At 67.6% G+C, this 18,521-nt stretch carries 19 protein-coding genes; 9 read left to right on the forward strand and 10 right to left on the reverse strand.

Annotated features, from left to right (window positions below; translation table 11 throughout):
• Positions 1 to 3 precede the first annotated feature (3 nt).
• Positions 4 to 2,649, forward strand: a complete 2,646-nt coding sequence (gene alaS, locus ABOZ73_RS15005; RefSeq protein WP_369058944.1) for an alanine--tRNA ligase — start codon at positions 4 to 6, stop codon at positions 2,647 to 2,649.
• Complete coding sequence (locus tag ABOZ73_RS15010) at positions 2,646 to 3,050, forward strand: NUDIX domain-containing protein (protein ID WP_369058945.1); 405 nt, start codon at positions 2,646 to 2,648, stop codon at positions 3,048 to 3,050. Before alaS ends, ABOZ73_RS15010 begins: the two co-directional genes overlap by 4 nt.
• A 53-nt stretch (positions 3,051 to 3,103) precedes the next feature.
• Here ABOZ73_RS15010 and ABOZ73_RS15015 read toward each other — a convergent pair whose 3' ends face one another.
• From ABOZ73_RS15015 to ABOZ73_RS15025, 3 genes are all read right to left on the reverse strand, one after another.
• Entirely contained in the window at positions 3,104 to 3,451 is a 348-nt protein-coding gene (locus tag ABOZ73_RS15015; RefSeq protein WP_369058946.1) for a VOC family protein, read from the reverse strand.
• 62 nt (positions 3,452 to 3,513) lie between these two features.
• Positions 3,514 to 3,963 carry an N-acetyltransferase family protein gene (locus ABOZ73_RS15020; RefSeq protein WP_369058947.1) on the reverse strand — a complete coding sequence of 150 codons (450 nt, stop codon included), beginning with the start codon at positions 3,961 to 3,963 and terminating at the stop codon, positions 3,514 to 3,516.
• A 78-nt stretch (positions 3,964 to 4,041) separates the two neighbouring features.
• Positions 4,042 to 5,256, reverse strand: a complete 1,215-nt coding sequence (locus tag ABOZ73_RS15025) for an NADP-dependent isocitrate dehydrogenase (protein WP_369058948.1) — start codon at positions 5,254 to 5,256, stop codon at positions 4,042 to 4,044.
• A gap of 262 nt (positions 5,257 to 5,518) precedes the next feature.
• Between ABOZ73_RS15025 and ABOZ73_RS15030 the strand changes: the two genes are divergently transcribed.
• Entirely contained in the window at positions 5,519 to 7,921 is a 2,403-nt protein-coding gene (locus ABOZ73_RS15030) for an ATP-binding protein (protein ID WP_369058949.1), read from the forward strand.
• Here ABOZ73_RS15030 and ABOZ73_RS15035 read toward each other — a convergent pair.
• On the reverse strand, positions 7,918 to 8,934 hold the full coding sequence (locus ABOZ73_RS15035) for a serine hydrolase (RefSeq protein WP_369058950.1): 1,017 nt from the start codon (positions 8,932 to 8,934) through the stop codon (positions 7,918 to 7,920). The two genes, ABOZ73_RS15030 and ABOZ73_RS15035, sit on opposite strands and share 4 nt — an antisense overlap.
• 163 nt (positions 8,935 to 9,097) lie before the next feature.
• Between ABOZ73_RS15035 and ABOZ73_RS15040 the strand changes: the two genes are divergently transcribed.
• The 5 genes from ABOZ73_RS15040 (at position 9,098) to ABOZ73_RS15060 (ending at position 13,185) form a co-directional block, all read left to right on the forward strand.
• Entirely contained in the window at positions 9,098 to 9,805 is a 708-nt protein-coding gene (locus tag ABOZ73_RS15040; RefSeq protein WP_369062556.1) for an RNA methyltransferase, read from the forward strand.
• A 92-nt stretch (positions 9,806 to 9,897) separates the two neighbouring features.
• Positions 9,898 to 11,007 (forward strand): S-(hydroxymethyl)glutathione dehydrogenase/class III alcohol dehydrogenase, encoded by a 1,110-nt coding sequence (locus tag ABOZ73_RS15045; RefSeq protein ID WP_369058951.1) that lies wholly within the window; start codon positions 9,898 to 9,900, stop codon positions 11,005 to 11,007.
• Between the two features lie 12 nt (positions 11,008 to 11,019).
• On the forward strand, positions 11,020 to 11,853 hold the full coding sequence (fghA, locus tag ABOZ73_RS15050; RefSeq protein ID WP_369058952.1) for an S-formylglutathione hydrolase: 834 nt from the start codon (positions 11,020 to 11,022) through the stop codon (positions 11,851 to 11,853).
• Between the two features lie 154 nt (positions 11,854 to 12,007).
• Positions 12,008 to 12,625 carry a 30S ribosomal protein S4 gene (gene rpsD / locus ABOZ73_RS15055; protein WP_369058953.1) on the forward strand — a complete coding sequence of 206 codons (618 nt, stop codon included), beginning with the start codon at positions 12,008 to 12,010 and terminating at the stop codon, positions 12,623 to 12,625.
• A gap of 173 nt (positions 12,626 to 12,798) precedes the next feature.
• Positions 12,799 to 13,185: a hypothetical protein gene (locus tag ABOZ73_RS15060; protein WP_369058954.1), complete on the forward strand. Its 387-nt coding sequence runs from the start codon at positions 12,799 to 12,801 to the stop codon at positions 13,183 to 13,185.
• Between the two features lie 4 nt (positions 13,186 to 13,189).
• Here the strand turns inward: ABOZ73_RS15060 and ABOZ73_RS15065 are convergent, their stop codons facing one another.
• The gene (locus tag ABOZ73_RS15065; RefSeq protein WP_369058955.1) at positions 13,190 to 14,314 is read right to left on the reverse strand and encodes a serine hydrolase domain-containing protein; all 1,125 of its coding nucleotides are present in this window, start codon (positions 14,312 to 14,314) and stop codon (positions 13,190 to 13,192) included.
• A 32-nt stretch (positions 14,315 to 14,346) separates the two neighbouring features.
• Here ABOZ73_RS15065 and ABOZ73_RS15070 point away from each other — a divergent pair, with 32 nt between their 5' ends.
• A complete protein-coding gene (locus ABOZ73_RS15070; protein WP_369058956.1) occupies positions 14,347 to 14,718 on the forward strand; it encodes a hypothetical protein in 372 nt (123 codons plus the stop codon).
• Here the strand turns inward: ABOZ73_RS15070 and ABOZ73_RS15075 are convergent.
• The 5 genes from ABOZ73_RS15075 to purL form a co-directional block, all read right to left on the reverse strand.
• Positions 14,715 to 15,128: an acyl-CoA thioesterase gene (locus tag ABOZ73_RS15075; protein ID WP_369058957.1), complete on the reverse strand. Its 414-nt coding sequence runs from the start codon at positions 15,126 to 15,128 to the stop codon at positions 14,715 to 14,717. The two genes, ABOZ73_RS15070 and ABOZ73_RS15075, sit on opposite strands and share 4 nt — an antisense overlap.
• Positions 15,125 to 15,466 carry a Grx4 family monothiol glutaredoxin gene (gene grxD, locus ABOZ73_RS15080; protein WP_369058958.1) on the reverse strand — a complete coding sequence of 114 codons (342 nt, stop codon included), beginning with the start codon at positions 15,464 to 15,466 and terminating at the stop codon, positions 15,125 to 15,127. Before grxD ends, ABOZ73_RS15075 begins: the two co-directional genes overlap by 4 nt.
• 70 nt (positions 15,467 to 15,536) lie before the next feature.
• Positions 15,537 to 15,773 carry a BolA/IbaG family iron-sulfur metabolism protein gene (locus tag ABOZ73_RS15085; protein WP_369058959.1) on the reverse strand — a complete coding sequence of 79 codons (237 nt, stop codon included), beginning with the start codon at positions 15,771 to 15,773 and terminating at the stop codon, positions 15,537 to 15,539.
• An 11-nt stretch (positions 15,774 to 15,784) separates the two neighbouring features.
• Positions 15,785 to 16,183, reverse strand: a complete 399-nt coding sequence (locus ABOZ73_RS15090; RefSeq protein ID WP_369058960.1) for a VOC family protein — start codon at positions 16,181 to 16,183, stop codon at positions 15,785 to 15,787.
• A 3-nt stretch (positions 16,184 to 16,186) separates the two neighbouring features.
• Complete coding sequence (gene purL, locus ABOZ73_RS15095; protein WP_369058961.1) at positions 16,187 to 18,388, reverse strand: phosphoribosylformylglycinamidine synthase subunit PurL; 2,202 nt, start codon at positions 18,386 to 18,388, stop codon at positions 16,187 to 16,189.
• Positions 18,389 to 18,521 lie beyond the last annotated feature (133 nt).

The following is an 18,521-nucleotide window of genomic DNA, read 5'->3' on the forward strand; positions in this document are numbered from 1 at the left end:
ACCATGCCGAGCCTGAACGACATCCGCAGCACCTTCCTCGACTACTTCGGGGGCGCCGACCACGCCGTGGTCCCGTCCTCGCCGCTGGTGCCGCAGAACGATCCGACCCTGCTGTTCGTCAATGCGGGCATGGTGCCGTTCAAGAACGCCTTCACCGGCGCCGAGACGCCGGTCGCGCCGCGCGCCACCTCGTCGCAGAAGTGCGTCCGCGCCGGCGGCAAGCACAACGACCTGGACAATGTCGGCTACACGGCCCGCCACCACACCTTCTTCGAGATGCTGGGGAACTTCTCCTTCGGCGACTATTTCAAGGAGCGTGCGATCACGCTCGCCTGGAATCTGCTGACCAAGGAATACAAGCTTCCCGTCGAGAAGCTGCTGGTCACGGTCTATGCGTCCGACGACGAGGCCGCCGACCTGTGGAAGAAGATCGCCGGGCTGGATGACCGCAAGATCATCCGCATCGGCACCTCCGACAACTTCTGGTCCATGGGCGACACCGGCCCGTGCGGCCCGTGCTCGGAAATCTTCTTCGACCACGGCGACCACATCCCCGGCGGCCCTCCCGGCAGCCCGGACGAGGATGGCGACCGGTTCATCGAGATCTGGAACCTCGTCTTCATGCAGTTCGAGCAGCAGGCGGGCGGCGAACGCATCAACCTGCCCAAGCCCTCGATCGACACCGGCATGGGCCTGGAGCGCATCGCCGCCGTCCTGCAGGGCGTGCACGACAATTATGACGTGGACCTGTTCAAGGCCCTGATCGCCGCCTCGGTCGAGGCGACCGGCGTGAAGGCCGAGGGCGAAAGCCAGGCCAGCCATCGGGTCATCGCCGACCACCTGCGCTCGTCCTCGTTCCTGCTGGCCGACGGCGTGTCGCCCTCGAACGAAGGCCGCGGCTACGTCCTGCGCCGCATCATGCGCCGCGCCATGCGTCACGCCTATCTGCTAGGCGCGCAGGAGCCGCTGATGCACCGCCTGGCTCCGACCCTGATCGAGCAGATGGGCGGCGCCTATCCCGAGCTGCGCCGCGCCGAAGCGCTGATCACCGAGACCCTGCGCCAGGAAGAAGAGCGGTTCCGCCGCACCCTGGGCCGCGGCATGACCCTGCTGGACGAGGCGACCGCCGACCTCGCCGAAGGCGGCGTGCTGTCGGGCGACGTGGCCTTCAAGCTCTACGACACCTACGGCTTCCCGCTCGACCTGACCCAGGACGCCGTGCGCGCCAAGGGCCTGACCGTCGATACCGACGCCTTCGACACCGCCATGGACAAGCAGCGCCAGATGGCGCGCGAGAACTGGACCGGCTCGGGCCAGCAGGGCACCGGCGCCGAATGGTTCGCGGTCAAGGAACGTGACGGCGCGACCGAGTTCGTCGGCTACGACATCACCGAGGCCACCGGCGTGGTGAAGGCCATCGTCGCCGACGGCGCCGAGGTTGCGTCTGCGGCTTCTGGCCAGACCGTGCAGGTCGTCCTCGACCGCACCCCGTTCTACGCCGAGAGCGGCGGCCAGGCTGGCGACCAGGGCGTCATCGACGCCAATGGGGCGGTCAGCCGCGTGCTCGACACCCAAAAGCAGGCCGGCGAACTGCACGTCCACACTGTCGAACTCACTGGCCCGCTGGCCGTGGGCGACAAGGTGGTGGCCTCGGTCGACGCCGAGCGTCGCCACACCACCCGGTCCAACCACTCCGCGGCGCACCTGGTGCACGCCGCCCTGCACCATGTGCTGGGCGCCCACGTGGCGCAGAAGGGCCAGTTGGTCGATGGCGACCGCATGCGCTTCGACTTCAGCCACGGCGGCCCGCTGACCGCCGACGAGATCGAGCGCATCGAGGCTGAGGTCAACGAGGTCATCCGCCAGAACGTCCCGGCCAAGATTGAGGTCATGGCCCCGCAGGCGGCCATCGAGGCCGGCGCGGTCGCCTTGTTCGGCGAGAAATACGGCGAGAGCGTTCGCGTCCTGACCCTGGGCCAGGCCCTGACCGGCGAGGACAAGGGCTATTCGGTCGAACTGTGCGGCGGCACTCACGTGGCCCGCACCGGCGACATCGCCCTGTTCAAGATCGTCTCAGAGCAAGGCGTCGCCGCCGGCGTGCGCCGCATCGAGGCCCTGACCGGCGAGGCGGCCCGCCGCTTCCTGCTGGATCAGGCGGGCGTCGCCAAGGGTCTGGCCGAGCAGTTCAAGGTCCCGGTGGAGGGCGTCGCCGCGCGCGTCGAGGGTCTGATCGCCGACCGCAAGCGTCTGGAGAAGGAACTGGCCGAGGCCAAGAAGGCCCTGGCCCTGGGCGGCGGCTCGGGCGGCGCGTCCGGTCCTGAAGACGTCGCTGGCACGGCTTTCATCGGCCGCGTCCTCGACGGCGTCGGCGGCAAGGACCTGCGCGGCGTGGTCGAAGACTTCAAGAAGTCCATCGGCTCGGGCGTGGTCGCCCTGGTCGGCACGTCCGACGGCAAGGCCGCCGTGGCCGTCGCCGTGACCGCGGATCTGACCGGCAAGTTCAATGCCGCCGAGCTGGCCCGCGCCGCCGTGATCGCCATGGGCGGCCAGGGCGCCGGCGGCAAGCCGGACTTCGCCCAGGGCGGGGCTCCGGACGACTCCAAGGCCGCCGAAGGCGTGGCCGCCGTCAAAGCCGCGCTCGCGGGGTGAGCCGGGAGCCGCGCGTCGGCTGCGGCGTCGTTCTGCTGAAGGACGACGCCATCCTGCTCATCCGGCGCAAGCGGGAGCCGGAGGCCGGCTGCTGGAGCCTGCCCGGCGGCAAGGTCGATTGGGGGGAGCCCTCCATGGCCGCCGCCGCCCGCGAGACCGCCGAGGAGCTGGGCGTTCAGGCCGAAGGCCTGACCTTGCTGTGCGTGGTGGATCTGATCGACCAGGGCGACGGCGCGCACTGGGTCTCGCCCGTCTATCTGGCCAAGGCCTTCAGCGGCGAGCCGCGCCTGATGGAGCCGCACAAGCACGCCGCCTTCGGCTGGTTCGCGTTGGACGCCCTGCCTGCGCCGCTGGCCTCATCGGCGGCCGTCGCGGCGCAGGCGCTCAGGGCGCGCTCCTAAGCGGCCGGCACGCCGGCGAAGATGCTGATCTTGTTGCCGGTCGGATCGCGCAGCTAGGCGCCATAGAAGCCGGACTCAGCCTCGGCGGGACGAAAGCCCGGCAGGCCTTCGCAGGTTCCGCCAGCGGCCAGCCCCGCGGCGTGCGCCGCTTTTACCTGATCGGGCGACTGCGCCTGATAGCCGATCATGATGCCGTTGCCCGGCCTGGCCGGCTCGCCGTTGAAGGTCGGGCAGAGCGCCGTGTGGCAGTCGGTGATGTCCTTGCCCGGCCCGGTGACGCCATAGCCGATCCAGCCGCCGCCCTCGAGCTTGCGCTCGCTGCCGATGGCGGTGAACACCGCGTCGTAGAACCGCTTCGACGCCTGCTCGTCGAGGGCGCCGATGGTGACGTATCCGATCATGTCCGTTCCTCCCCGGATGAATGGCGAGAGCCTATCACCGGACGCGAACGGATCAAGAACATCTAACGTCGGTATTGAATGAATCCGCGGTTCTGCGCGACCGCGTCATAGAGCTTGCGGGCCTGGGTGTTAGTCTCGTGAGTGAGCCAATAGACGCGGTCCCAGCCTTCCGCGTCTGCCCGCGCATAGATCGCCTCGATCAGGGCGCGGCCGGCGCCCGAGCCCCGCGTAACGGGAGAGACGAACAGGTCCTCCAGATAGCAATAGAAGCCCGTCGTCCAGGTCGCGCGATGAACGACGCAGTGGGCGAAACCGATCGCCTGGCCGTCCTGCTCGGCCACGAGGGCGAACATCGGCTCGGCGGGATCAAGCATGCGCTCGAAGGTCGTGTCGCCGACCGCCTGGGGCAGGTCGGAGGATTCGTAGAAGGCCAGGTAGCCCGCCCAGAGGCCATCCCAGCTCTCCCGGTCGGCGTTGGTCAGGTCGCGGATCGTTCCGGTGAAGCGGCTCATCGTCTGTCCCTGGAAAAGAAAAGCCCGCGCCGTCGGTCTGACAGCGCGGGCTTTGGAAGTCTCGAAGGTACGAAGGCCTTAGGCCGCCATGGCCTTCTTCAGGTTCTCGTCGATCTTGTCGAGGAAGCCTTCGGTCGTCAGCCAGCCTTGCTTGTCGCCGACCAGCAGCGCCAGGTCCTTGGTCATGAAGCCGCTCTCGACGGTGTCGATGCAGACCTTTTCCAGGGTGGCGGCGAAGGCGGCCAGTTCGGCGTTGTCGTCCAGCTTGGCGCGGTGGGCCAGGCCACGGGTCCAGGCGAAGATCGAGGCGATCGAGTTGGTCGAGGTCGACTTGCCCTTCTGATGCTGGCGGTAGTGGCGGGTGACGGTGCCGTGGGCGGCTTCGGCTTCCACCGTCTTGCCGTCCGGCGTCATCAGAACCGAGGTCATCAGGCCCAGCGAGCCGAAGCCCTGGGCGACGATGTCCGACTGCACGTCGCCGTCGTAGTTCTTGCAGGCCCAGACGTAGCCGCCCGACCACTTCAGCGCCGAGGCGACCATGTCGTCGATCAGGCGGTGCTCGTAGTGGATGCCAAGGGCCTTGAACTGCTCGGCGTAGTGCTCGTCGAACACTTCCTGGAACAGGTCCTTGAAGCGGCCGTCATAGGCTTTCAGGATCGTGTTCTTGGTCGACAGGTACACCGGGTACTTGCGGTTCAGGCCATAGGCGAACGAGGCGTGGGCGAACTCACGGATCGACTCGTCGAGGTTGTACATGGCCATGGCGACGCCCGAGCTCGGAGCCTTGTAGACCTCATGCTCGATGGTCTGACCGTCTTCGCCGACGAACTTGATCGTCAAGGTGCCCTTGCCGGGGAACAGGAAGTCGGTGGCGCGGTACTGGTCGCCGAAGGCGTGGCGGCCGACGATGATCGGCTGGGTCCAGCCCGGGACCAGGCGGGGCACGTTCTGGCAGATGATCGGCTCGCGGAAGATCACGCCGCCCAGGATGTTGCGGATGGTGCCGTTGGGCGACTTCCACATCTTCTTGAGGTTGAATTCGGTCACCCGCGCTTCGTCCGGGGTGATGGTGGCGCACTTGACGGCCACGCCATGCTTCTTGGTCGCCTCGGCGGCGTCGATGGTCACCTGGTCGTTGGTGGCGTCCCGGTTCTCGACCGACAGGTCGTAATAGTCGAGCTCGAGATCCAGATACGGGAAGATCAGCTTATCCTTGATGAGCTTCCAGATGATCCGGGTCATCTCGTCCCCGTCCATGTCCACGACGGGGTTGGCGACTTTGATCTTGGCCATTCCGGGCAAATTCCTTCGGTTGTAGATGCGCTCGGCGGGGCGGCGCACAGGGCCGCACGCGCGTCGCAGGGACGGGCAGAGGCTATAGCGGCTAAGGCCAGCGCGCGCCAGCGGCGGCGATAAACCCCCTGTTCAACCTCTGGTGCGTATTATTCGCATCAGGGGGTCTTTTACGCGCATGCTTTCTGTCAATTCGCCGCTCGCGAGACGGCTTCTGACGATCGTGGCGGTCCTGTCCATCTTGGTGACGGGAGCGGCCACCATGGCGACGTTCGCCTTCGTCCAGAAGGACGTGGCGGCGCGTGAGACCGCGCGCCTGGAGGAGTACGTCGCCGAGCGCGTGAAGTCCGAGGACCGCCTGTTCTCCGATCTGGTGCTGCTGCACCGCGCCGCCAGCCTGTCCCTGCGCCGGCGCATGGAAAAGATGCCCCAGGCCCTGATCGACAGGGAATTCGACAAGGCCTTCCCCCTGCAGGCCGACGGCACCCGCCGCACCACCGCCGAGCTGTTCGACGGCAATCCCTGGTCCTACGGCCTGGGCGGCTTCATCGCCAACGGCGCGGACGTATCGCCCGACGAGCGCCGCCTGCTGGTCAGCGCCCTGCAGGTCGTCTCGCACACCGGCGAGGCGGAGCTGGAGCGCTACGACAACTTCTATCTGTTCACGCCGGAGACCAACCGCTTCATCGTCTTTGGGCCCCATCGCGACGACCGGCTGATCTATTACCGTCGCGACGCCCCGCCGACCCTGGACTTCCGCGGCGAGGAGATGGTCGAGCTGACCCTGCCGCGGAACAATCCCGAGCGGACCATGCGCTGCACCAAGCTGCGCAAGCTGATCTCCGACCCCACGGGCCAGGCCCTGACCTCGGCCTGCATGACCCCCATCGACGTGGGCGGCAGGCACGTGGCGTCTTGGGGCACGACCATCATGCTCAACTCCTACCTGCTGCGCGCCGTTCAGGACGCGCTGCCGGGGGGCGTCAACATGATCGCCTCGGACGACGGAGAGCTGATCTCCTATCCGGGCATGAGCCGCGACGGCATCGTCGACCGGGGTGTGCTGCAGAAGGCGCAGCAGGAGCACCGCATCGCGGACGTCGTCAAGGAAATCCGCAAGCAGGGGCAGGACGTCGGCGTGGTCCGCAGTCAGGTCACCGGCAAGGTGATCGCCTACGGCCTGATGAAGGAGCCGGGCTGGTACTTCCTGATGAGCTTCTCGCCCACGGACATCTTGTGGTCGGCGGTCAAGTCGGCGGCGTGGATCCTGCTGTTCGGCCTGGTGGGCGTGGTCGCTCAGACCCTGCTGCTCTACCGCTTCACCCGAACCGCCGTGCTCGATCCCCTCGGCCGCCTGGCCCAGGCCGGGTGGAGCGATGGCGGCGATACCGAATATCTGGAGCACCGCCAGGACGAGATCGGCGTGCTGGCCCGCGCCCTGTCATGGCAGCGCGCCAAGAACGACGACCTGCTGCGGTCGCTGGAAGATCGCGTGGCCGAGCGCACCGCCGAACTGGAGCGGGCCAACAAGGCCAAGTCCGTCTTCCTGGCCAATATGAGCCACGAGCTGCGCACCCCCCTGAACGGGGTGATCGCCATCGCCGATCAGCTAGCCGAGGAGCGTGGACAGGAGCGCCGACGAGAGCTGGCGGGTCTGGTCGCCTCGTCCGGCCGCCTTCTGGAGCAGGTGCTCAGCGACATCCTGGATGTCTCCAAGATCGAGGCGGGCCAGTTCAGCATCACCCCGGCGCCCTTCGACCTGACCTGCGAGGTCGGGGCGATCGCCGAGCTTCATCGCGCCTCGGCCGAGGCCAAGGGACTGGACTTTGGCTGGAGCGTCTCGCCGGACGCCGGCGGCGGCTATCTGGGCGACGCGGGCCGCATCGCCCAGGTGCTGTCCAACCTTCTGGCCAACGCCGTGAAGTTCACCGAGACCGGCGGCGTGACCCTGACCGTCGACCGCACCCAGGACGGGGCGATTTCCTTCTGCGTGCGCGACACCGGCGTCGGCTTCGACGAAGAGACGCGCCAGCGCCTGTTCCGCCGGTTCGAGCAGGCGGACGCCTCGATCACCCGCCGGTTCGGCGGTACCGGCCTGGGTTTGTCGATATGCGCGGCGCTGACCGAGATGATGGGCGGCCGCATCGAGGCCCGCTCGGCCGACAAGGGCGCGGTGTTCGAGGTCATCCTCCCCCTGCCGCCCGTGGGAATGAATACGCCCGTCGCCGAGCCGAGCAGCGTCGTCGAGGGCGGATCGCTGGCCGGCCTGCGCGTGCTGGTGGCCGAGGATCATCCCACCAACCGCAAGGTGGTTCAGATCGTCCTGGAGCCCTTCGGCATCGACCTGACCGTGGTCGACAATGGCGCCGACGCCGTCGAGGCCTTCGCCCAGGCCAGCTTCGACGTGATCCTCATGGACATGCAGATGCCGGTGATGGACGGCCTGACCGCCACCCGCCTGATCCGCGAGCGTGAAGCTCGCGACGGCCGCGCCCGCACGCGTATCGTCATGCTGACCGCCGCCGCCATGGACGAGCATGTGGTCCAGGCCCGCCGGGCCGGCGCCGATCTGCACGTCTCCAAGCCGGTGCGTCCGGCCGAACTGATCGAGGCGCTTTCGGGCGTCGATCACGCCCCGCAGGTCGGCGCCAGCCGCAGCGCCTAGCCGCGCGAGGCGAGGGCGGCGCGGCCCACGTCGGCGATGACCGCCGCCTGGGCGTCCATCGGCTGGGGGGATCCGGACAGGAACACCGCCACGGCCAGCCCCTGGCCGCCCGCCTGCCGATAGAGGCCGATGTCATTGACGGCCGACGTGCGCCCAAGATCGCGGCGACCGACCCCCGAAGCGTGAGCCAGATCCGCGTCGCGTCGCAGGCCGGCGCGTAGAAGGTTGGTCCCATGCCCCTTGGCGCGCATCAGCGTCAGCAACTGATTGGTCGCGGGCCGCGCGACCAGCTCGGCGTTGTGCAGGGCGACCAGGAAGTCCATGGCCGCGCGCGGCGTGGCGGTGTCGCGCGGATCGCGCAGGTAGGCCTCGGCGGCGGCGTTGCGGCGGCGCTCGGACACGGCGTCGATCGCCGCGATGAAGGCTTGTTCGGTCCGCCAGTCGGCGCGGAAGGAGGGCAGGCCAAGCCGCTCCACCTCCAGCTCGCGAAAATAGCGATCGACGCGGATGCCCTTCAGCCGCTTCTGCTGGATCCAGGCGGTGACCACGCCTGGACCGCCGATGCGCTTCATCAGCAGGTCGCAGGCGGTGCGGTCGCCGTCGAGGGCCAGGGGCAGAAGCTCCTCCACCCGATAGCGGTCACGCCGCGGCCAGGCGGCGGCGACAACGCTGGGCGGCGGCGACAGGTCCACGTCGCGCACGGCGATGGGCTCGTTCAGGTTCACGCGCCCGCCGATTGCCTCGTCCAGCACGGCGGCGACGATCAGCAGGGACGCCGCGCCGTCGAGAGGGAAGGGGCGGTCGCCGTTGTGCAGCCACACATCGGCATTGCCCAGATCGGTGATCGCCGCGCCCAGAACGCCGGGAGCGGCGCGCTTTGCGGCGGCGCCGACCTCGCGATCCAGTTGCGCCAGGTCCATGCCCTCGCCGGACACTTCCATGACCACGGACTTGGCGCAGGCCGCGGCCAGTAGCGGCGCCAGCAGCACAGCACGTCGGGAAAAGCTCATCATCGGGGTTGTCGATCCCGCGCCCTTGTCGCCATAGGACAGTCCCAAAGCCTCGCCGCGTGCGAGAAGAGCGGAGAAAAGCGTGACTGGTTCCGAAGGACGGGCGCCCTGCGTCATCCTCAATGCGCCCCAGCTGGCCGAGAACATCGGTTCGGTGGCGCGGGTGATGGCCAATTTCGGCCTGACGGACCTGCGTCTCGTGAACCCGCGCGACGGCTGGCCGCAAGAGCGCGCTTGGGCCAGCGCCTCGGGGGCCAACTGGCCGTTGGACGACGCCAAGGTGTTCGAGCGCCTGGAAGACGCCATCGCCGACCTGCAACTGGTCTTCGCCACCACGGCGCGCCCGCGCGAGACGCGCCTTCCGGTGCTCACGCCGCGCGAAGCGGCCGGCCAGCTGTCGACCGAGATCGCGGCTGGCCAGTCCGCCGGCCTGCTGTTCGGCGGCGAGCGCGCCGGGCTGGAGACCGACGACATCGCCCTTTGCCAGGCGATCATCTCCATTCCCATCGACGAGCGCTTCCGGTCGCTCAACCTGGCGCAGGCGGTGTCGATCAACGCCTATGAGTGGAAGATGACGGTGGACGACCGTCCGTGGTCTAAGTTCGAGAAGAACGTCGAGCCGCCCGCCGATCAGGCCATGCTGATGGGCCTGTACGACCATCTGGAGACGGAGCTGGAGGCCGCCGGGTTCTATCACCCGCCGGAAAAGAAGCCGTCGATGATCCGCAATCTGCGCGCACCCCTGGCCCGCGCCCGCCTGACCGACCAGGAGGTGCGCACCTTCCGAGGCGTGGTCACCGCCCTGTCCAAGGGGCGCGGCCGCGTCCTGGCCAAGCTGGCGGAAAAGAAGGCGACGCAGAAAAGCGAGGAGTAGGCGCTTTGACCCTCGGTACGTCAAAGGCCGCTTGACCTGAGCGGTCCGGTCCTCGAATTCCCCTGGTGAAGACCTGAACCGGAGACCATCCCATGAAGACCCGCGCCGCCGTCGCTTTCGAGGCCAAGAAGCCGCTGGAGATCGTGGAGGTCGACCTGGAGGGGCCCAAGGCCTTCGAGGTCCTGGTGGAGATCAAGGCCACCGGCATCTGCCATACCGACGCCTATACGCTGGACGGTCTCGACAGCGAGGGCATCTTCCCCTCCATCCTGGGCCATGAAGGCGCCGGCGTGGTGGTCGAGGTGGGGCCGGGCGTGACCAGCGTCGCGGTCGGCGATCACGTGATCCCGCTCTACACGCCCGAATGCCGCCAGTGCAAAAGCTGCCTGAGCCGCAAGACCAACCTGTGCACCTCGATCCGCGCCACCCAGGGCAAGGGCCTGATGCCGGACGGCTCCAGCCGTTTCTCCTACAAGGGCCAGGCCATCGCCCACTACATGGGCTGCTCGACCTTCTCCAACTACACGGTGCTGCCCGAGATCGCCTTGGCGAAGATCCGCCCGGACGCCCCCTTCGACAAGGCCTGCTACATCGGTTGCGGCGTGACCACGGGCGTGGGCGCGGTGACGAACACCGCCAAGGTCGAGCCTGGCGCCAACGCCATCGTCTTCGGCCTGGGCGGCATCGGCCTGAACGTGATCCAGGGCCTGAAGATGGTCGGGGCCGACAAGATCATCGGCGTCGATATCAACGACTCCAAGGAAGAGTGGGGCCGTCGCTTCGGCATGACCCACTTCGTCAACCCGACCAAGGTGGACGGTGACCTGGTGGCGCACCTGGTGGCCCTGACCGACGGCGGCGCCGACTACACCTTCGACTGCACCGGCAACACCGGCGTCATGCGCACGGCCCTGGAAGCCTGCCATCGCGGCTGGGGCGAGAGCATCATCATCGGCGTGGCCGAGGCGGGCAAGGAGATCAGCACCCGTCCGTTCCAGCTGGTCACGGGCCGGGTCTGGAAGGGCAGCGCCTTCGGCGGCGCCCGCGGCCGCACCGACGTGCCGAAGATCGTCGACTGGTACATGGACGGGAAGATCGAGATCGACCCGATGATCACCCACGTCCTGCCGCTGGAAGACATCAACAAGGCCTTCGACCTGATGCACTCGGGCGAGAGCATCCGCTCGGTGGTGGTGTTCTAAGGGAGCGGACCCATGGTCGAGATCCTCAACACCCATCGCACCCAAGGCGGCACGCTGCGCTATTGCCGCCATGACAGCGCGGCGACCGGCACGCCGATGAAGTTCTCGATCTGGACGCCGGATGGAGAGGGACCCTTTCCCTACCTCGTCTGGCTGTCGGGCCTGACCTGCACCGAGGACAACTTCACCACCAAGGCCGGGGCCTACGCCTTCGCCGCCAAGCACGGCTTGGCCATCGTCGCGCCGGACACCAGCCCCCGGGGCGAGGGCGTGGCCGATGACGCCGCCTACGATCTGGGCCAGGGGGCGGGCTTTTATGTGGACGCGACCCAGGCGCCGTGGGCGCCGCACTTCAACATGTATTCCTATGTGACGAAGGACCTGCTGGCGGCCGTGGACGCGGCCTTTCCGCTCGATGCGTCGCGGCGAGGGATTTTCGGTCACTCCATGGGCGGCCACGGGGCCCTGACCATCGCCCTGCGCGAGCCGGACCTGTTCAAGTCCGTCTCGGCCTTCTCGCCCATCGTCTCGCCCCTGAACTGCCCGTGGGGCGACAAGGCGATGACCGCCTATCTCGGCGACGACCGCGCGGCGTGGCGCGGGCACGACGCCACGGCCCTGATCGAGGACCGCGGCTCGCCGTTCGACGACATCCTGGTCGACCAGGGCCTGGCCGACAATTTCCTGGAAAGCCAGCTGAAGCCGCAGTTGCTGGAAGCCGCCGCCGACAAGGCCGAGGTGAAGGTCACCGTCCGCCGCCAGGACGGCTACGACCACAGCTACTTCTTCATCTCCACCTTCGTGGGCGACCACGTCGCCTGGCACGCAAGCCGCCTGGTTGGTTGACTCCGTACACCCGCTCCGTCATACACCCCGCTTTCCCGCCGCCGGCCTGCCGGACGGCGTGGAGATTGTCATGACGGAATGATGCGAAGCCGCCGTTGCGATCGCGCCTTCAATTGGGAAGTGCGCCGGCCCGTGTCGAGTAGAAGAGACAAGCATGTCCAAGCGCCATAGCGCCAAGTACAAAATCGACCGCCGTATGGGCGAAAACATCTGGGGCCGTCCGAAGTCCCCGGTGAACCAGCGCCAGTACGGCCCCGGCCAGCACGGCCAGCGTCGTAAGTCCAAGATCTCCGATTTCGGCCTGCAGCTGCGCGCCAAGCAAAAGCTGAAGGGCTACTACGGCAACCTGACTGAAAAGCAGTTCGCCCGTACCTACGAGGAAGCCGCCCGCCGCAAGGGCAACACCTCGGAAAACCTGATCGGCCTGCTGGAATCGCGCCTGGACGCCGTCGTCTACCGCGCCAAGTTCGTGCCGACCCCGTTCGCCGCCCGTCAGTTCGTCAACCACGGCCACGTCCTGGTGAACGGCAAGCGCGTCAACATCGCCTCCTACCGTGTGAAGGCCGGCGACGTGGTCTCGGTGCGTGAGCGTTCGCGCAACATGGCCCTGGTGCTGGAAGCCCTGCAGTCGTCGGAACGCGATCTGCCGGACTACATCACCTTCGACTCCAAGACGATGTCGGTGACCTTCGTCCGCGCCCCGGAACTGGCCGAAGTGCCGTACCCGGTGAAGATGGAACCGAACCTCGTGGTCGAATTCTACGCTTCGTAAGAAGCCGACCTCGAACTTCGAAATTCAGGAAGGGGCTCCGGGCGACCGGGGCCCCTTTTCCATGCCTGCCTGCACTGGCGAGCGGCCGGAGTTCACACACATTGCCGCTTGTTCATTGGACAAGGGCGGGGATCGCGAACGACTCTGATTAAAGTCAGGGGATGGGCTGTTCGATGAGGAAGATGAAGTTCGCCGTCTTGGCCTCGGTCCTGGCCGTCGCGCCGTTGGCCGCCGGCTGCGTGATGATCGACGCCAAGGACAATCCCGATGTCCGCATCTCGGTCGATGCCGACAACGAGATGGAGCGCCTGATGGCCGTGGTCGTCACGCGGGATTCCGTGATGGCGCGGATGCACTCCAGCGGCTGCACCAAGAAGGCAGACTTCACCACGGTGGTCCGCAAGGACGGTAGCCGCGCGACGATCGGATTCGCGCGCAAGACCGAGGACCGCTGCCGCTCCCTGATCGCCTCGACCGCCGATCTGACCTGGACCTTCGCCGAGCTGGGCCTTGAGCCGGGCGGCGAGGTGCGGGTCATGAACCCCTTCGCGGGGCGCTAAAGGGCTAGTTGAACCCCTGCGGCTTGGCGCTGTACTCCCACCACCAGGGGAAGGTCTTCAGCTTCAGCGCCTTCTCCGACAGGAGCGGGTAATGGAGCGCCGCCTCGTTGGTGTTTCCGAAGCCGAGGAAGCAGCGCTTGGCCGCCTCGTCGCAGATCAGCACGTTGTCCGTGCCGTCGTCGTGCCCGCCCTTGAAGAACACCCGGCCCTTGGGCCCGTCATAGACCACCACCCCCAATCCCGCGGCCAGGCCCAGGCCAACCGTCCCCGCGGGCGCCTTCTCGTCCGACAGGGTGGGGAATTGGCTTCGTGAGGTGATGGCGATCTGCGGCTTCAGCATCTCCGCCCGGGCGTGGGGCGACAGGCCCTCGCCGCGCATGAAGCCGGCCACGAAGCGCGCGTAGTCGGCGGGCGTCGTATCCATCGAGCCCGCCGCCCGGGTCGAGCCGCGCTTGCGGTGGGGGATCAGCGTGCCGTCGCGGGTGTAGCCCTGGGCGACATTGTCGGCGAAGTCGGCGCGCCAGGTCATGCTGGTGCGCGTCATGCCGAAGCGGTCGAACACCCGCCGCTGCATCTCCTGGCCCACGTCGAGGCCCAGGCCTTCCTCCAGAACGAACTGGGCCAGGTTGATCCCCTCGCCGGAGTAGCCGTAGCGGGTCCCAGGCTCCCAGTGGAAGCGCAGCTTCTCGTCCGGCTCCACGAAGCGGAAGTTGGCGAAGCCCGTGGTGTGGCTGAGCAGGATGCGCAGGGTCAGCTTGCGCCACCGCTCGTCGCCTTTCAGATCGGCGTACTTCTCGTAGTCGGGCAGGGGCTTCTTCAGATAGCGGTCGATGGGCCAGTCCAGCTGGATCACGCCCTCGTCCACCAGCTGCATGGCCATGTAGGCGAAGGCGAACTTGGTCAGGGACGCCCCGTACATGACCGTGTCGGTCCGCAGCGGCAGGCCCTTCTCCTCGTCCCGCTTGCCGGACACGCGGATGTCCGTCTTGGTCTTGCGGATCTCGGCGACGGCCATGCCGCCCTTGACGGTCTGGGCCTGAGCCGTGGCCGAAGCGGCGGCCAGAAGGCCGAGTGCGAAAAGAATTGTGCGCATGGCCGCGAGGATGCTGGCGGCGCCGCGAGCGAGCAAATTAAACTCCCACGGGTAGAGAGAGGGAGTTGATGGACCGCCGCAGCCTGATCCTTCTGGGCGCATTGACCCTGGCCGGCTGCGCCACGACGCGGCGTGCGGCGCCCGTGTCGCCGATCGGCACGTCGGACATCATTTTCCAGGCCCTGGAGCCGCTCCACGCCGCCAGCAGCGGGCCGGGTGGGGTATCGATCCGCATGGACTCCAGCGGCTGCACCACCAAGGCCGACATCGCCTTTCACGTGGAGATGCGTAACGGCGTCGCCTACATCGCCTTCGCCCGCCGGAAGGTGGACGGCTGCAAGGAGATGGGCGGCGAGGTGGAGGTCATCTACAGCAGTGAAGAGCTTGGGCTGCGGCCTGGCGCCTCGATCTTCCTGTTGAATCCGATCGGCCGTTCCTAGAGCGTGAACCGCTCCACCATCCAGTCGGGGACGCGGGCGGGGCGGCGGGTCTCGATGTTGACCAGGGCCCAATCGGTGCGGCTTTGGGCGCACATCTCGCCGTCGGGGCCGTCGATGCGCACATAGCGCTCGAAGCGCGGGCCCTTCAGTTCGCCGACCCAGGTGATGACCGTGGCGAGGTCGCCGGGCAGCAGTTCGCGGCGGTAGTCGATCTCATGGCGGCGCGCGACCCAGGTCCAGGGCGCTCGCTCCTCGGCGGAGGTGTTGGCTTCCCAATGGGCGATGGCGATGTCCTGCGCCCAGCGCAGGTAGACCACGTTGTTCACGTGGCCGTTGGCGTCGATGTCGGCCTGCGACGCCGTGACAGTCAGGGCAAAGGCGCCGGCTGGCGCCTCGAACACCCGGCTCACGCCGCCAGCACGCCCTGTTCGGCCATGAAGGGGCGCAACTCGCCCGTCTGGAACATCTCGCGGACGATGTCGGCGCCGCCGACGAACTCGCCCTTCACATAGAGCTGCGGGATGGTCGGCCAGTCGGTGAAGGTCTTGATGCCGTCGCGCAGCTCGTCGCTCTGCAGCACGTCAACGCCGACGAAGTCGACGCCCAGGTGGTCGAGGATCTGAACCACGACCGACGAGAAGCCGCAGCGCGGCTGCTCGGGCACGCCCTTCATGAACAGCACGACCTGGTTATCGGCCACGGTCTTGGCGATGAAGGCGTGAACGGCGTTGTCGGCGACGTCGGTCATCGAAAAATATCCTTGAATTCCAAGCCCCTCAGCTAGGCGCCAAGGGGCTCCGGGTCAAGACGCCGCGGCGCTATTGCGCGGGCGCCGAGGTCTCCAGGGCCAGGGCGTGAAGCTCGCCCCCCAGCACATCGGCCAGCGCCTTGTTGACCAGCTGGTGCTGGCGCACCCGCGGCAAGCCCTTGAATTGCTCGGAAACAATGCGCGCCTTGTAGTGGTCGCCGTCCCCGGCCAGATCGGTGATCACGATCTCGGCGTCGGGAAACGCCGCGCGCAGGCGGCCTTCAAGAACGTCGGCGGGCATGGGCATGGGTGATCTCCTTAGTCCGCGATGGCGTCGTAGCCGGCGCCGGTGAACTGCAGCAGGCAAAAGCCGTGGCCGAACGGGTCGGCGAAGAGGGCCAGGCGGCCATAGGGGGTGTCTTCCGCCGCCTGCTCGACCTTGGCTCCCGCCGCCACGGCGCGGGCGCTGGCGGCGTCCACGTCATCGACGATGAAGTCCAGGTGCACCGGCGACCAATGGCGCTCGTAGCGCCGGCGGTCCTCGGCTGCGCCGACGCTGCCGGCGGCCTTCTTGAGCAGGTAGATGGGCGACGAGCCGCCGGTCATCTCCACCGCCATCTTCCCGAACCGCCGCGCGACCGTCAGGCCCAGCCCGTCGCGGTAGAAGGCCGTGGCGGCCTCCAGATCGGGGACGTCGATGTTGACCAGCAGCTGCAACCGTCAGGCGCCCATGTACTTGGGCATCCAGCCTTCGTGCGTGTCGCGCAGCTTGGGCAGCGGGATCGAGAACAGGCCTTCCGACGCGAAGTCGTAGCCGCCCGCCTTGCCGACCACGCTGGCGTGCAGGCCGGCGGCCTCGGCGCGGGTCAGGATGTCCTGCGGATCCGGCGTGGCGATCAGGTAGCGGGCCTGGTCCTCGCCGAACAGGAACGGGTGGGCGTGGGCGGCCGAGGTCGCCTTCAGGGTCACGCCGACGTCCGAGGCCAGGGCCATCTCCGCCGCGCCGACCACTAGGCCGCCGTCCGACAGGTCATGGACGCAGGTGAACGCGCCTTCCTGGATCAGACCTCGCACGAAGTCGCCGGTGCGGCGCTCCAGCTGCAGGTCGACCGGGGGAGGCGAGCCCTCTTCGCGGCCGAGGATCTCGCGAAGGTACAGGCTTGCGCCCAGGTGGCCGTTGTTCTGGCCAACGACGATCAAGGTGTCGCCATCGCCCATGGAGGCGAAGTTGGCGGCTAGGTCGTAATTGGCCAGCAGGCCCACCGCGCCGACCGTCGGGGTCGGCGGAATGGCGACGCCGTTGGTCTCGTTGTAGAGGCTGACATTGCCGCTCACGACCGGGAAGTCGAGCTCGCGGCAGGCCTCGGCCATGCCGTCGATGGCGCGGACGATCTGGCCCATGATCTCGGGCCGTTCCGGATTGCCGAAGTTGAGGTTGTCGGTGATGGCGATGGGATCGGCGCCGACCGCGGTCAGGTTGCGCCAGGCTTCCGCCACCGCCTGCTTGCCGCCCTCGAACGGGTCGGCCTGCACGTAACGCGGGGTGCAGTCGGAGGTGACCGCCAGCCCCTTCTCGCCGCCATGCACGCGCACCACGCCCGAATCGGCGCCGGTGGCGCTGTCCTCGATGGTGTCGGCCATGACGTGACGGTCGTACTGCTCCCAAAGCCAGCGCTTGGAGGCCACGTCGGGGCACGACACGATCTTCAGGACGGCCTCTTCCCAGTTCGCCGGAGCCGGAACGCTGGCCGGGTCGATGAAGGCGCCGACCTCGGGCTGGACCCAGGGACGGTCATAGAGGGGCGCGTCGTCGAACAGCGGGGCCAGCGGCAGGTCGCAGACCACTTGGCCGTGATGCTTCAGGATCATGCGGCCGGTGTCGGTGGTCACGCCGATGACGGCGGCGTCCAGGCCCCACTTCTCGAAGATGGCGTAGCCGTCGGCCTCGCGGCCCGGCTTGAGGACGGCCAGCATGCGCTCCTGGCTTTCCGACAGCATCATCTCGTAGGCGCTCATGCCCTCTTCGCGCTGGGGCACCGCGTCCATGTTCAGCTCGATGCCGACGCCGCCCTTACCGGCCATCTCGACCGACGAGGAGGTCAGGCCCGCCGCGCCCATGTCCTGAATGGCGGCGACCGCGCCGCTGGCCATCAGCTCCAGGGTCGCTTCGATCAGCAGCTTCTCGGCGAAGGGATCGCCGACCTGGACGGTGGGACGCTTCTCCTCCGAATCCTCGGTGAACTCGGCCGAGGACATGGTCGCGCCGTGGATGCCGTCACGGCCGGTCTTGGAGCCGAAATATACCACCGGAAGACCCGCGGCCGGAGCGGCCGAGTAGAAGATCTTGTCGGCGTCGGCCAGGCCCACGCACATGGCGTTGACCAGGATGTTGCCGTTGTAGCCGGGGTGGAAGTTGGTCTCGCCCGCCACGGTGGGAACGCCCACGCAGTTGCCATAGCCGCCGATGCCGGCGACCACGCCCTGCACCAGACGCTTGGTCTTGGGATGCGACGGATCGCCAAAGCGCAGGGCGTTCAGCAGGGCGATCGGACGCGCGCCCATGGTGAACACGTCGCGCATGATGCCGCCAACGCCCGTGGCCGCGCCCTGATAGGGCTCGATGTAGGACGGGTGGTTGTGGCTCTCCATCTTGAAGATCACCGCCTGGCCGTCGCCGATGTCGATGACGCCCGCGTTCTCGCCCGGTCCGCAGATCACCTTGGGTCCCGTGGTCGGGAATTTGCCCAGGTGCTTGCGCGAGGATTTGTAGGAGCAGTGCTCGCTCCACATCACCGAAAAGACGCCCAGCTCGACGAGGTTGGGCTCACGACCCAGCCGCTTGAGTACGAGTTCGTACTCCTCGCGCTTGAGGCCGAATTCGAGGGCCGTGTCGGCCATGGATTTTTGGGCGGTCGCGGTCATGGCGGCCTTCTATCGCGGGTCGGCCGTTTGCGCCATTGCGTAAGAAAGCCAGCTGCGCATTAGGAACACCCCTGACTCGGGTCCGTTAGCTCCTTGCGTCCGTAGAGAGGGCGCTCATCAAAGGGAGACCCAA

It is taken from the genome of Caulobacter sp. 73W (assembly GCF_041021955.1).
Lineage (GTDB): Bacteria > Pseudomonadota > Alphaproteobacteria > Caulobacterales > Caulobacteraceae > Caulobacter.

Coding starts and splice junctions, on each gene's coding strand:
- ABOZ73_RS15070 (WP_369058956.1), top strand. CDS start 14,347: ATGGACCGCCGCAGCCTGATCCTTCTGGGCGCATTGACCCTGGCCGGC.
- ABOZ73_RS15015 (WP_369058946.1), bottom strand. CDS start 3,451: ATGATCGGATACGTCACCATCGGCGCCCTCGACGAGCAGGCGTCGAAG.
- rpsD (WP_369058953.1), top strand. CDS start 12,008: ATGTCCAAGCGCCATAGCGCCAAGTACAAAATCGACCGCCGTATGGGC.
- ABOZ73_RS15020 (WP_369058947.1), bottom strand. CDS start 3,963: ATGAGCCGCTTCACCGGAACGATCCGCGACCTGACCAACGCCGACCGG.
- alaS (WP_369058944.1), top strand. CDS start 4: ATGCCGAGCCTGAACGACATCCGCAGCACCTTCCTCGACTACTTCGGG.
- fghA (WP_369058952.1), top strand. CDS start 11,020: ATGGTCGAGATCCTCAACACCCATCGCACCCAAGGCGGCACGCTGCGC.
- ABOZ73_RS15060 (WP_369058954.1), top strand. CDS start 12,799: ATGAGGAAGATGAAGTTCGCCGTCTTGGCCTCGGTCCTGGCCGTCGCG.
- ABOZ73_RS15035 (WP_369058950.1), bottom strand. CDS start 8,934: ATGATGAGCTTTTCCCGACGTGCTGTGCTGCTGGCGCCGCTACTGGCC.
- ABOZ73_RS15085 (WP_369058959.1), bottom strand. CDS start 15,773: ATGCCCATGCCCGCCGACGTTCTTGAAGGCCGCCTGCGCGCGGCGTTT.
- grxD (WP_369058958.1), bottom strand. CDS start 15,466: ATGACCGACGTCGCCGACAACGCCGTTCACGCCTTCATCGCCAAGACC.
- ABOZ73_RS15045 (WP_369058951.1), top strand. CDS start 9,898: ATGAAGACCCGCGCCGCCGTCGCTTTCGAGGCCAAGAAGCCGCTGGAG.
- ABOZ73_RS15040 (WP_369062556.1), top strand. CDS start 9,098: ATGGCCAATTTCGGCCTGACGGACCTGCGTCTCGTGAACCCGCGCGAC.
- ABOZ73_RS15025 (WP_369058948.1), bottom strand. CDS start 5,256: ATGGCCAAGATCAAAGTCGCCAACCCCGTCGTGGACATGGACGGGGAC.
- purL (WP_369058961.1), bottom strand. CDS start 18,388: ATGACCGCGACCGCCCAAAAATCCATGGCCGACACGGCCCTCGAATTC.
- ABOZ73_RS15030 (WP_369058949.1), top strand. CDS start 5,519: ATGGCGACGTTCGCCTTCGTCCAGAAGGACGTGGCGGCGCGTGAGACC.